Annotated in this window: 12 protein-coding genes; 6 read left to right on the top strand and 6 right to left on the bottom strand. The window is 61.4% G+C overall.

Going from position 1 to position 11,970, the window contains the following annotated elements:
• Nucleotides 1-317 precede the first annotated feature (317 nt).
• The 4 genes from PLJ71_15880 (at nt 318) to PLJ71_15865 (ending at nt 5,607) form a co-directional block, all read left to right on the top strand.
• The gene (locus PLJ71_15880) at nt 318-1,565 is read left to right on the top strand and encodes a C45 family autoproteolytic acyltransferase/hydrolase (protein ID HQM50167.1); all 1,248 of its coding nucleotides are present in this window, start codon (nt 318-320) and stop codon (nt 1,563-1,565) included.
• 131 nt (nt 1,566-1,696) lie between these two features.
• Complete coding sequence (locus PLJ71_15875) at nt 1,697-3,061, top strand: Gfo/Idh/MocA family oxidoreductase (protein ID HQM50166.1); 1,365 nt, start codon at nt 1,697-1,699, stop codon at nt 3,059-3,061.
• A gap of 261 nt (nt 3,062-3,322) precedes the next feature.
• Nucleotides 3,323-5,248 carry a threonine--tRNA ligase gene (gene thrS / locus PLJ71_15870; GenBank protein HQM50165.1) on the top strand — a complete coding sequence of 642 codons (1,926 nt, stop codon included), beginning with the start codon at nt 3,323-3,325 and terminating at the stop codon, nt 5,246-5,248.
• Nucleotides 5,249-5,271: 23 nt separating this feature from the next.
• Entirely contained in the window at nt 5,272-5,607 is a 336-nt protein-coding gene (locus PLJ71_15865; protein HQM50164.1) for a hypothetical protein, read from the top strand.
• A 75-nt stretch (nt 5,608-5,682) separates the two neighbouring features.
• Here the strand turns inward: PLJ71_15865 and amrS are convergent, their stop codons facing one another.
• Nucleotides 5,683-6,702, bottom strand: coding sequence for an AmmeMemoRadiSam system radical SAM enzyme (gene amrS, locus PLJ71_15860; protein HQM50163.1), 1,020 nt, complete (start codon nt 6,700-6,702; stop codon nt 5,683-5,685).
• A 415-nt stretch (nt 6,703-7,117) separates the two neighbouring features.
• On the opposite strand from amrS, the gene PLJ71_15855 reads away from it, so the two are divergent.
• Both PLJ71_15855 and PLJ71_15850 read left to right on the top strand, forming a co-directional pair.
• Nucleotides 7,118-7,321 (top strand): dodecin family protein, encoded by a 204-nt coding sequence (locus PLJ71_15855; GenBank protein HQM50162.1) that lies wholly within the window; start codon nt 7,118-7,120, stop codon nt 7,319-7,321.
• Nucleotides 7,322-7,451: 130 nt separating this feature from the next.
• Nucleotides 7,452-7,970, top strand: a complete 519-nt coding sequence (locus PLJ71_15850) for an NUDIX hydrolase (GenBank protein ID HQM50161.1) — start codon at nt 7,452-7,454, stop codon at nt 7,968-7,970.
• Nucleotides 7,971-8,124: 154 nt separating this feature from the next.
• Here the strand turns inward: PLJ71_15850 and PLJ71_15845 are convergent, their stop codons facing one another.
• The 5 genes from PLJ71_15845 to PLJ71_15825 all read right to left on the bottom strand — a co-directional run bounded on the left by PLJ71_15845 (nt 8,125) and on the right by PLJ71_15825 (nt 11,624).
• Nucleotides 8,125-8,727, bottom strand: coding sequence for an NAD(P)H-dependent oxidoreductase (locus tag PLJ71_15845; GenBank protein HQM50160.1), 603 nt, complete (start codon nt 8,725-8,727; stop codon nt 8,125-8,127).
• Nucleotides 8,724-9,218 carry a hypothetical protein gene (locus PLJ71_15840; GenBank protein HQM50159.1) on the bottom strand — a complete coding sequence of 165 codons (495 nt, stop codon included), beginning with the start codon at nt 9,216-9,218 and terminating at the stop codon, nt 8,724-8,726. The genes PLJ71_15845 and PLJ71_15840 overlap by 4 nt, the downstream gene beginning before the upstream one ends.
• Nucleotides 9,185-9,613, bottom strand: a complete 429-nt coding sequence (locus PLJ71_15835; GenBank protein ID HQM50158.1) for a hypothetical protein — start codon at nt 9,611-9,613, stop codon at nt 9,185-9,187. The genes PLJ71_15840 and PLJ71_15835 overlap by 34 nt, the downstream gene beginning before the upstream one ends.
• Nucleotides 9,614-9,642: 29 nt before the next feature.
• Complete coding sequence (locus tag PLJ71_15830) at nt 9,643-10,545, bottom strand: dihydrodipicolinate synthase family protein (protein ID HQM50157.1); 903 nt, start codon at nt 10,543-10,545, stop codon at nt 9,643-9,645.
• A gap of 71 nt (nt 10,546-10,616) precedes the next feature.
• Nucleotides 10,617-11,624, bottom strand: a complete 1,008-nt coding sequence (locus tag PLJ71_15825) for a Gfo/Idh/MocA family oxidoreductase (GenBank protein HQM50156.1) — start codon at nt 11,622-11,624, stop codon at nt 10,617-10,619.
• Nucleotides 11,625-11,970: the final 346 nt, after the last annotated feature.

The following is an 11,970-nucleotide window of genomic DNA, read 5'->3' as shown; positions in this document are numbered from 1 at the left end:
GTTTCGTTGGCGCTTACCAGGCGATTTGGCGAATCCGCGTCTCGCCGATTCAGATACTTTTGTGAGGCAATTCGAATTCTTGAACTCGGCAGGGCATATCTCTACAGTAAGGGGGCATTTGCCCGCGATTGTCTCGGGTGCGTCTTGGCAAACACCGTTTGAGGGTCATTCTTATGGACAAGTCTGCAGCGAATCAGAAATCTTTGAGTCTTTTCAACATTGGACCCGGCCTGCCGGAGCCGTTCGGGAAGAGGCGTTACCTTCTCTTGGCCTTCGTCGCAGGCATTGTACTGTTGCTCGCAGTGGGTGCCCCGTTTATGAGCTGCACACCGAAGAGCGCTGAAGTTGCCGGCAGCGAAGAAAGCGCCTCCGCGCAACCCGCGCCGCAGCCTCCAGCTGAGCAGCCCGGCCCCGCCGCTGAGGCAGCAGCTGCCGCGCAGGAGCCCCGCGGCTGTGAGCGTCCTGAAACCGTCGGCGGTTCCGGCACGGCCGAGACCATCGGCGAAGGCGCCGACGTCATAACCCTTGTCAAGATTCAAGGGAACCGTTACGAACTCGGTTACTGGTACGGTAAACTCCTCGCCAGCCAAATCGGCGAAACCTGGAAGCTTGTCCAGGCCATGGCCGAGAGAGAAGGAATCCCCATGGAGGTGGTCGACGCCGCCGCTGCGGCCCTGTGGCAGGAAAAGAATTACGATGCCCAGCCCTGGTGCACCGAGTTGCAGGGCATTGCCGACGGTTGTGCCGACGAGGGCCACCCGGAAATCACCTTCGGCGTGCTCAAGCGCATCGCGTCTATCCCCGACCTTAGCGAATACAATTGCAGCCTCTTCGCCGCATGGGGCGCCGCCACGCTCGACGGCGAGACCTACCAGATGCGCAACCTGGATTGGTCCATGGACACCGGATTTCAGGACTACCCCATCGTGGCCGTGTACACTCCCGATGACGGCGTCAAGCACGCCGTGGTCGGTTTTGCGGGGGTCATCGGCGTTTCGGTCGGGGGCATGAACGTCGAAGGCCTCGCCGTCAGCGAAATCATGGGATACTTCTGCGACGCGGAAACGCTCGATGGCATGCCGTTCCCCTTCCTCCTGCGCGATGTCCTCTATTTCGACCGCGACTTGCAGTCTGCTCTCGACCGCATGAAGGCCGCCACGCGTACGAACCAGTACCATTACGCCGTCGCGGACCCCCAAGCCCAGGACCCGAAGGCCCGGCTGCTCTTCACCAGCAACACCCGCTTTGACGAGTACGTTGACAACCAGTCCGTCAACCCTCACCCGTGCGCGGACGTCCACCCCTTCCATGAATCTCTGGATGACGTTGTGTACTGGAAGAACCACAACGGCAGAGACAACGATGTGCTCTACAACGCCATCAAGGAGCGCTACGGCCAGATCGACGCTGCCAAAGCCATCGAGATCGCACAAGCCGCCTGTGTTGACGGAACCCTTGTCAGCATCATCTACCACAACAGCGGCAACGACATGTGGGTCGCCTTCGCGGAGGGCATGACCCCCGGCCCGCGCCAGAAATACGTCCACGTCAAACTCGACGAATAATTTTTACTTTTGGGTAATTTTGGGGACACAATACTCAATTACCCGCATGCGGACCGAGAGATAGAGGTACAGGATCCGTGCGGAGAAGTAATCGAGTGTTGTATCCCCAGAATTCCGAAGGAGGAAACGAAATGAAGCAGCGCAAACAAGGGGGAATGACTCGCAGAACGTTTCTGGCAAGCACGGCTGCGTTATCAGCGGCTTCATGCGCGACGGGGCCGCGCCTGGTGTTGAACGCCGCCGAAACGCCGCCAAACGAAAAACTCAGCCTTGCCGCAATAGGTTTCGGGGGTATGGGCGCGAGCAACATCAAGAGCCTTTCGGGCGAACAATTCGTCGCGCTGTGCGACGTGGACAGCGAGTACGCGAAACCGATTTTTGAAGCATTTCCCGACGCCCGGCGCTACACCGATTACCGCGAGATGCTCGCCGCGGAGAAAGATCTGGACGGCGTGGTCATCGCGACGCCCGATCACACGCATGCGGTCATCGCGATGGCGGCCATCAAGGCCGGCAAGCATGTGTTCTGCCAGAAACCTCTGGCCCACGACCTCTACGAGTGCCGTATGCTGGCCCAGGCTGCCAAGGAAGCCGGCGTGGTCACGCAGATGGGCATCCAGGGCCACGCTGGCAATGGGACGCGCACGGTGGTCGAGTGCATCCAGGGCGGGGTCATTGGCGAGGTGCGCGAAGTGCACGCCTTCTGCTCGGATTCCTACTACCCCTGGGGCCACGCGAGCTGGAGTCCCAAGGAAGGCCGCGTGCCCGAAGAAACTCCGCCCGTGCCCGATACACTCAAGTGGGACCTCTGGCTGGGACCCGCCGCGGCGCGCCCCTACCACCCCTGCTACCATCCCCGGGCGTGGCGCGCGTTCCAGGCGTTCGGCTCCGGCTGGATGGCGGACCGCGGCGCTCACACCCTCGATTCGGCCGTGTGGGCTTTGAAACTGGGCCCGCCCACGCGAATCAGCGCAACCTCGACGGGCACGTCCGAGGAGATGCATCCCGTATCCGCCGTCGTGAATTTCGACTTCCCCGCGCGCGAAGGAATGCCCCCGGTAACCGTCACGTGGTATACCGGATTGCATATTCCCCGGCCGGCCGGGGTGCCGGCAGGCGAACAGATCGGTGACCCCACCGGAGGCCTTCTGTACATCGGCAGCGAAGGCATGATGACCTGCGACACCTACGGCGAACGGCCCCGGCTCCTGCCCGCCGCGCGCATGGAAGGGTTCAAGCCGCCCGAACCGTCCATCCCTCGCGTCGAAGGCGAGGGTATCGAGAACGACTGGGTCCGCGCGATCCGCAGCGGCACGAAAGCCTGCGCGGACTTCTCGTACTCCGGTCCGCTCTCCGAGGTCTGCGCGCTGGGCAACGTAGCCCAGCATTTCGAAGATACGTCCATCGAGTGGGATGCCGCGAACATGACGGTGACGAACATCCCTGACGCGAACAAATACCTCCGTACCACGTACCGCGAGGGCTGGTCGCTCTAAGACCGCCGCTCCTTGCGGAAAACCGCTCAGTACCGGCGGGGCCCGTCCCCGCCGGCGTTTCTTGCCGCCGCCCACGCCTTCCGCGAAAAAACCGCCCTGAGTGCTTTAACTCGCACCGGGGTTCGTGGCACAATTTGCCGATAACGTTCACCTGCCCGCACGGCTTATCAGGCGCAACAAGTACGCATCCCCGCGCGTTACTCTAGAGCGCGCGGATGCGCAAACCGCTTGTGGTGCTGGTCTTTAGGAGTTGTCATGAACATGATATGCGTGAATCTTCCCGATGGGTCACAAAAGGAACTCGAGGACGGGCAGAACGCCCTGGACCTCGCCAAGAGCATCGGCTCCCGGCTTGCCAAAGCCGCCGTGGGCGCCGAGATCAACGGCGAACTGAAGAGCCTCACTACGCCCCTGTCCAACGGCGATACCGTTGCTATCCTCACGTTCGATACCGAGGGCGGCAAAGACGTGTTCCGGCACAGCGCGTCCCACGTCATGGCTTCGGCGATTCTCCGGGTGCGTCCAAAGGCCAGACTGACCATCGGCCCGCCCATCGAGGACGGGTTCTACTACGATATCGACGCCGAGCCGCCGCTGACCGAAGAAGACTTCCCCTCCATCGAAAAAGAAATGCAGAACATCGTCGATGCCGACCAACCGTTCGAGCGCGGCGTGTGGAGCAAGAACGAGGCGCTCGCGTATTACGAGAAGATCGGCAACCCCTACAAAGTCGAGCTTATCAACGATCTCGAAGACGGGCAGATCACGTACTACAGACATGACGACTTCGTTGATCTGTGCCGGGGCCCGCACCTGCCGTCCACAGGCAAGATCAAAGCCTTCAAGCTGCTCAGCGTGGCCGGCGCCTACTGGCGGGGCGATGAGCGGCGGCCCATGCTCCAGCGTATCTACGGCACCGCCTTCCCAACGCAGAAGGAGCTCGACGAACACCTCAGACTCCTCGCCGAAGCCGAGAAGCGCGACCACCGCAAACTCGGAAAACAGCTCGACCTGTTCAGTTTTCATACCGAGGGGCCGGGATTTCCGTTCTTCCACGCCAAGGGCATGATCGTCCTGAACCAGCTGATGGAGTTCTGGCGCGAGGAACATCGCAAGCGCCATTACGGCGAGGTGCGCACCCCCATCATTCTCGAACGGAAACTTTGGGAACAGTCCGGCCACTGGGACCATTACAAAGAAAACATGTATTTCACCCAGATCGACGAACGGGATTTCGCCGTAAAGCCCATGAACTGCCCCGGCGGCATGCTGATCTACAAGACAAACCTGCGCAGCTACCGCGAGCTGCCGCTGCGGCTGGCCGAGGTGGGAACGGTACACCGCCACGAGAAATCCGGCGTGTTGCACGGCCTCTTTCGTGTACGCGTCTTCACGCAAGACGATGCCCACATCTTCATGACCCCGGAACAGATTCAGGGCGAAGTCATCGGCATCATCGACTTTGTGCACGCGGTGTACTCGGTCTTCGGACTCGAGTACGCGGTCGAACTGAGCACGCGTCCCGAGAAATCCATCGGGACCGCGGAGATGTGGGACCGCGCCACAGATGCCCTGCGCAACGCGCTCGACACCAAAGGCATCGCTTACAAGCTCAACGAGGGCGACGGGGCGTTCTACGGTCCCAAGATCGACTTCCATGTGCGCGATTGCCTGAAACGAAGTTGGCAATGCGCAACCATCCAGCTCGATTTCGCCATGCCGGAGAAGTTCGACCTCGAGTACGTGGGGCCCGACGGCGAAACACACCGGCCCGTGGTTATTCACCGCGTCATCTACGGCGCCATCGAGCGGTTTCTTGCCGTGTTGATCGAGCATTTCGGCGGAGCGTTTCCGACCTGGCTGGCGCCAGTCCAGTGCGTCGTCATCCCTATTTCCGATGCCCAAAACGAGTATGCCTGCCAGGTGCGGGACCGGCTCTTTGAAGCGGGCTTGCGCGCCGAAGCCGACCTGAGTGATGATACAATGAAGTACAAGATCCGCGCTGCCCAGACCCAGCAGGTGCCCTACATGCTCGTCGTGGGCGAGCGCGAGCGCGAATCGGGCGCGGTGGCCGTGCGCCACCGCCGAAAGGGCGATATCGGCATCATGGCCCGGGATGCGTTCATCAAACTCATCCAGGAAGAGATCGCGAAGAAGACGTTGGACGCATCCGCCGAAATCAGATAGCACGAACTCGGGAGGGCTCGAAAATGGCGGGTTCTGGCAAGCGAATGGGCGTCGACATGGGCATGCGCTGCAAGCAGTGCAACCAGCCCATCACCAGCGGAAACATGACGCAGTCCGCAATGGGAGTCTTCTGTAGCGAGGGGTGCAGGGACAAGTACGAGGCCTTCGTTGAGCGTGCCCAGCAGCTCGAGAGCATGCGAAAACCGCGCGCCTTCTCGCGCGTGCTCAAGTCATTCATCGGCAAAGTCGCGGTAATCCTTATTCTGCTTATCGCCCTGGGCATTCTCGGCACGGTCATGCCCGATATCCCCGTGCTTTCCGGCCTCGTCCGGACCGTGCGGGATGCGCTCGGGATCTAGCGTCCGGTTGCGGCCGGGCACGTAGGCCGGTGATTTTGGCGGCCGGTCAGAAAACCCGACCCCCGTGTGCGCGCACTAGGCGCTGCCCATGTAAATGCCGGCCACCGGAGTATGGCACGCCGGACATGCGCCGTCCCCGGCATGGGTGACCGTATATCCCAGCCCTCTTCTTTCGATGACGACCGCTCCGCAGGTGTGGCATCGCGTGTCTTGGCCCTCCCTCCCGAGGTTGCCGAGATATACGTAGCGGAGACCCTCCGCTTCCCCGATGCAGCGGGCGCGTTCGAGGGTGGCTGGCGGCGTAGGCTCGCACCGCGTCATCTTGTAAGCTGGAAAGAACCGGCTGATATGCCAAGGCGTCTCGCATCCCAGGTCACGGGCAATGAACTGCGCGATCTCGCGCAGTTCCTCGTCGCTATCGTTCAGCTGGGGGATGACGAGCGTAGTGACCTCGACCCAGATGCCGTAATCTTTCATGCGCTTCATGCTGTCGAGAACGGGCTGCAACCGTCCCCCCACCTGCTCGCGGTACGTGTCGTCATTGAAGCTCTTGAGGTCGACGTTCGCCGCGTCGGCCAGCGGATGAAGCGTCTCGAGCATCTCGGCGCTCATGAAGCCGTTCGTCACCAGAACATTCAGCAGACCCTTCTTCTTGGCCAGCGCGGCCACGTCATAGGCATATTCAAAGAAGATGGTGGGTTCGGTGTAGGTGTACGCGATGCTGCGGCAGCGCGATTCAAATGCGCGAGCCACAATCAGCTCGGGAGGCGTCTCGCTGCCGCGAATGATATGGCGCTCGCGGGGCATGGCGGAGATGTCCGAATTCTGGCACCATGCGCAACGAAAGTTGCATCCCGCCGTCGCAATCGAATACGAGAGCGTGCCCGGGGCGACGTGATACAAGGGTTTCTTCTCAATCGGATCACGGTTCTCGGCAAGCACCTGGCCGTAAACGAGCGAGTACAGCGTGCCGCCCCGGTTTTCCCGGACATGGCACACGCCGCGGCCCCCGTCGTCTATCAGGCAGCCATGGGCGCACAGATGGCATTTAACCTGATTGTTCCGGCGTTTCTCGTAGAGTCTGGCTTCTTGCACGACCTCACCTTCCAGGACCGCGCCTGCAATCGGATTGCGTACGAAGCATCCTGCACCGTTCATCTTAGTATACGCGAGAACACGTCTCTGGGGCGCCCCATGCGTTTTGCCTCCTTTCCACCTCAAGGGGTATAAAGGAGCCAGCGGTTCGATGCTGCGGAAGGGCTGCTCCGCGATGACAGCGCAAAGAATCCCAATAACCGTCTCGCTTGCCAGGGCTGCAGGAGTTCTCGCCGCCACTGGGGAGGATGGGGTGGGGGTCCGCGAAGACACCTCGTGCGCCAATACCGCGGCCAAGCAGAACCTGCCACTACCTTGCGTCCCGAACGGAGGCGTTCCAGCCTCGCGCAGCGGCGCCCGCCTGCCAGCCACCCTCTATAGACGCGCTCAGTAACCAGCAGAAAGGACACGGAAAATGGGAGTCGCAAAAGTCATCGAGATCATTTCATCGTCGCCGGAAAGTTTTGAAGACGCCATCGAAAACGGCATTCAACGCGCCACAGCAACCGTCGACCAGGTCCAAGGCGCGTGGGTGAAGGAACAAAAGGTGGTCGTGGAAAAGGGCAAGATAGTCGAGTACCGGGTGGACCTGAAAGTAACGTTTCTGCTCAACGAATAGAACGCGTTGGACAGATTCCCGAACGAGGCCTATGCGGCGGATGCGATAGCGCTCGTGGTGGCCCGTGGCGTCTGCCCAGGCGCACGCTTCGCGAATAGACAAGTCCGCTGAAGGTTGCTACAGTGGCGTCATGAATTATGAAATCCAGCCGCTGGCGTGGAATTATTGCCCCACCTGTGGACGCAAGTTGGCCGTGGCGGACGACGGCGAGCGCGTGCGCCCGCATTGCCTTGCCTGCAACCGGTTTTTCTACGACAACCCTGTCCCGGCCGCGTGCTGTTTTATCGCGAAAGGCAACGCCCTTCTGTTTGCGCGCCGCGCCGTCGAGCCCTGTATGGGACAATGGTCGCTGCCGGGCGGTTTCGTCGAGATTGGAGAAACCGCTGAAGAAGCCGTCCTGCGCGAACTCGAGGAAGAAACCTCCATCCGGGGGAGGAATCCCCGGCTGATAGGGGCCAGCACTCAGCCCAGCAAGCTCAACGGCGCGGTAATCGTCATGGGATACGTTATCGATGATTGGGAAGGCGAGCCAGCCGCCCGGTCGGATGTCACGGAAGCGCGGTTCTTCCCGTTCGCCGAGCGCCCATCCCTGCCTTTTCAGGCCCACCGCGACCTGCTCGCCGTTTACGACGCCATCAAACGGAAATAGGCCCTTTTCTCAAAAGCCCTTCAAACCTTGGCCGCTTGCCGGATAAAGAGGCTTGCCGCAGAAACACGGCCGGATATGGATGTCTTCTTGACGGGATCACCGGATGCACGGGGCCGGAGCGTCGCGTTCGGTTATCGGCCGCGTATCGTGCGCATTACAGAAGGTTCTTGGGGCAAAAGCGGTTGAGGGTATCGCGCACTTCGTCAAGCCAGCCGCGGCGTTGTGCGGGCGTGCTGGTGACGATGGTCTCAAACATCCTGCGGTGAACCCGTTTCACCCCGCAGAATTCGAGGATGCAGTCCCGCCACAACCGTTCGAGAGGATCGCCAAACACGTGCAGTTCGCGTTCGCGGGCCGTGTTGGAGGTGTTGAATACGAGGGCGATTTCGGTATGGAGCAGCCCTTCGGGCACGCCGCCGCCGCTGTCGCCCTCCAGGAAGCGGTAGGCAACCCCCGGCCGGATGACCCGGTCGATCCACCCCTTTACGATCGCGGGCGGCTGGCCCCACCAGTTCGGGTGCACCACCACAAACACATCGGCCGCAACCAGTTCGGCGCACTGTTGCCGCACAACGGGGTCCACGGCGCCGTCTTCGGGGAGCTCGCCGCTGGGCAACAGCGGCTCGAACCCTTCAGCGCACAAGTCGTGAAAGACCACGTCGTATCCGTTGGCATGCAGGGTTTCCACGACGGTTGCCGCGATGGCGTGATTGAAACTTCCCGGGCGCGGATGTCCCAATATGACCAGCGCGTTCATGGCGGCGCCTGCCGGGCTTCCGGCGTGGCCGCGCCCTCGGGTTTGCGCACGACGAGCCGGCATTGGCCCGATTCGCAGTCGATGATGTGATACTCCACGTCGTACCCGAACTCGCGGAGCAGCGGGGGATACAGGACCGGGCAGTGTTCGCAATACTTGGGATACGGCTCGATACGGCCCTCGCGAAACACCTTCTTTGCTGAAGGACAGTCGTGCATGTCAATCACGAACATGTCGTCGTAGAGGGTCATGCGGTGGCGGCCCCCTTCCTCACCCAAGGTATGCGACCAGTAGGCATACATGCCTTTGAGCCCGTCCCTGGCGACGTATTCGCGGAGGTTAGCCAAGAACTCCTCGCGGATGCCGTCCCACAGCTCGACGACTTTCTCATAGCCGCCGCGTTCCTCGAGGTATTTGAACAACTCGCTGTAAACGTAGATATAGTCGATGCACGAGATCATGCGCCGGCCCTCCAGAACCGCTGCACGCACCGGCCGGCTTCCTGGTCGTACTCGACGCTGCATGCATACCCGGCCCCGGCGCAGATGGCCTCGTTAACGATCCGCGTATGCTCGCAGAAATGGTCCGCGACCCGGTAGTTGTTCGCGCGCATGTGATGGACCGCCGGACACGTCCGCACATCAAGCACGAGGACGCCGTCTTCGTAACGCGTCTCGAAATCGCCGTCCTCAAGCCCGAACACCGTGTCCCAGTGTTCCTTGAGCGCTTCGAGGCCCCGTTCGCGCAAGTTTTTAATCAGTTGCGCATAGACGGCCTTCGCCGCGCGGGTAAAAAATTCCTCGAGCCCGGCCATCCCGTACTGTTCGTCGAGAAACTGGATGCCGAAACTCAGCGCTCCATGGAAATCCTTGTGAACGTTCGCCATGTCAGAACTCTCGCTGATACGCCTTGCGCCTATTGCAGAAACCCGACTCCCTCCAGTGCTTTGCGAAGCGCGGGCAGTTCATCGTCCGGAAACGGCACCTTGGGCGGACGCGGCGCGCCGACGTCGTAGCCCATAAGTTTCAAGATAGCCCGCTCGGTGGCTACGCCCCCGGCCTTGAAACGGAACAGCACCTGGACAACCTGGTTGGCGCGCCATTGGGCCTCGCGCGCCTTGTCGAGGTCGCCCGCCTGCATCGCTTCGTAAATGTCAACGATGGTGCGGGTCTGGTAGTTGTACGTCGAGCCGATCCCGCCGCACGCGCCCGTGATCAGGCCCTGCAACAGCATCTGATCGCTGCCGTTGAAGACCGATATCCGGTCGCCGAGCGCATCCAGGATCCACCACAGCAGGAACATATCGCTATGGGTGTATTTGAAGCCCACGAGGTTGGGAATGCGCTGGGTTACTTCGACAAACTGGTCGCCGCCAAGCGCATGGCCCGTCAGCGCCGGGATGTAGTAGCAGTAGGTGGGCATATCGGCGGCCACGCCAATGGTCCGCATGTGCAGCTCGAATCCTTCGAGCTCGACGGGGTAGTAGATCGGCGGCACGCTGGCCACCGCGTCAGCGCCGGCCTTCCGGGCATCCACGGCCATCGCCGCGGCCTCGTCGCTCGAAACCGCCCCAACATGAGCGATAACCTTGGCCTGACCGGCCACCTCGCTGACCACGACCTCGACCACGCGCCTGCGTTCTTCCCGAGTCATGAGAAAGCCGTCGCCGGTGCTGCCGTTCACAAAGAACCCGTGACACCCCTGGTCAAGTTGAAAACGAACGAGCTTCTTCAACATCTTCTCATCAACCCCGCCATCCTTGAATGGCGTCATCAACGCGGGGAGAATCCCCCGAATGACAAATTGCGGCTTCGACACGGCAATGACTCCTTTCCGTTTTCGCTGGAACCGGCGCCGTCCGGCGCAGGGCCGGACCCGGCACGCCGGCGCTACCAGGTTACATGCACACCTTCCCGGGAACTCTTCTCGCAGGCCAGCACCAACTCGAGCATGCGCCGCTCGCGTTCCAGAGGCATCAGATACGCGGTTTCTTCCGCAAGAGCATCGAAGGCATGCTGCAACTCGTCGATATACATGCGCTCGAAGTCGTATCCTTCGAGAGCGTCCGCCTCCCACGCCGGTTTCCCGGTAAAGGCCGGCCCGGCGTGTCTCGCGTGGCGGAAACTGCGCCAATCATACTCCACCACGCCCGACTCGAACACCAGCTTTCTCAATACCACCGGAGGACGCTGCAGCATGTCGTGATGCACGATGGCCGACACGTTGCTCCGCATGTCGAGCAGCACATCGTACGTGTCGAGCGCGCCCTCGTCGGTCTCGATGTCGTCGCTGCGCCGCCGCGCCATGCACGCCAACGCGTCAACCTCGCCCGCGAACCAGGTCAGCATCTGAAACTCATGGGGCAGCATGTCGATGCACATCCCGCCCTGGGACCGCTGGGACGCGTAAAACCCGCGGTAGTCCTCGTAGGGATGCCAGTCCGCCACGTGTTGTCCGGCATGCGACAAGTACCCCAGCAAGCGGCCGTAGGGCTTCTCGTCGATGAACGCCTTCGCCTTACGGTGAATCGCGTTATGCAGGTACGTGCAACTCGGCGCGATGAACACCCCGGCACCGTTTGCGCGCGCAATGACCTCGTCGGCGTCCTCGAGCGTCAATACCATCGGCGACTCGCAAAACAGCGGGATGCCCGCATCGATGCACCGAAGCAGGTATCCCTTGTGGATGTGCGGCGGGACGCAGAGAAGCGCGAAATCGGCCCCCGCCGCGAAGGCGCTATCCGCGTCGCCAAAAACCTCCGCGCCCGACTGGTCCGCGATAGCTGTCCGGCGTTCCTCGCGCGGGTCGTAGGCCGCGATGCACGTGTGGCCCATCGCGCGCAGACAATGCGCGCGCCGCTTGCCCATCGAGCCACAGCCTATGATCAAGAATCGCACGATATCCCCCACGGAACAGGAAATGACCGCCAAGACGCAACACGGGCAAAGCATAGCACGGCGGCGCTGCCGAAAACAGTTCGAGGAGGAAGTGCTCCTGCCCCGCAGGCGGCTTCTCTGCCGCACGAACCACGCTTGCCGACAATACAGGCTTCTCAGGGGGTGGCCACGCCAGGTACAGGTCCGTCACTCAGTCCGAGCGTATGGGTCTGCCCCAATGACTATATATAGTGGTCCTGACTTTACTTTCACGATATGCTGTGGTAATTTGAAAGGCAAGCCCATGAACTGGCCAAGATCCCACAACATATTGTGGTGCGTGGAGGCGTAGATGGACCGGACGGCG

This window comes from Candidatus Hydrogenedentota bacterium, assembly GCA_035416745.1.
Lineage (GTDB): Bacteria > Hydrogenedentota > Hydrogenedentia > Hydrogenedentales > SLHB01 > UBA2224.
The sequence above is the reverse complement of the archived record's forward strand: the minus strand, read 5'-3'. Positions and strand labels throughout refer to the sequence as shown.

Excerpts from the sequence above, each read along its gene's own strand:
- PLJ71_15880 (HQM50167.1), top strand. The coding sequence starts at position 318 with ATGAGCTGCACACCGAAGAGCGCTGAAGTTGCCGGCAGCGAAGAAAGC.
- PLJ71_15875 (HQM50166.1), top strand. The coding sequence starts at position 1,697 with ATGAAGCAGCGCAAACAAGGGGGAATGACTCGCAGAACGTTTCTGGCA.
- thrS (HQM50165.1), top strand. The coding sequence starts at position 3,323 with ATGATATGCGTGAATCTTCCCGATGGGTCACAAAAGGAACTCGAGGAC.
- PLJ71_15865 (HQM50164.1), top strand. The coding sequence starts at position 5,272 with ATGGCGGGTTCTGGCAAGCGAATGGGCGTCGACATGGGCATGCGCTGC.
- PLJ71_15855 (HQM50162.1), top strand. The coding sequence starts at position 7,118 with ATGGGAGTCGCAAAAGTCATCGAGATCATTTCATCGTCGCCGGAAAGT.
- PLJ71_15850 (HQM50161.1), top strand. The coding sequence starts at position 7,452 with ATGAATTATGAAATCCAGCCGCTGGCGTGGAATTATTGCCCCACCTGT.
- PLJ71_15845 (HQM50160.1), bottom strand. The coding sequence starts at position 8,727 with ATGAACGCGCTGGTCATATTGGGACATCCGCGCCCGGGAAGTTTCAAT.
- PLJ71_15835 (HQM50158.1), bottom strand. The coding sequence starts at position 9,613 with ATGGCGAACGTTCACAAGGATTTCCATGGAGCGCTGAGTTTCGGCATC.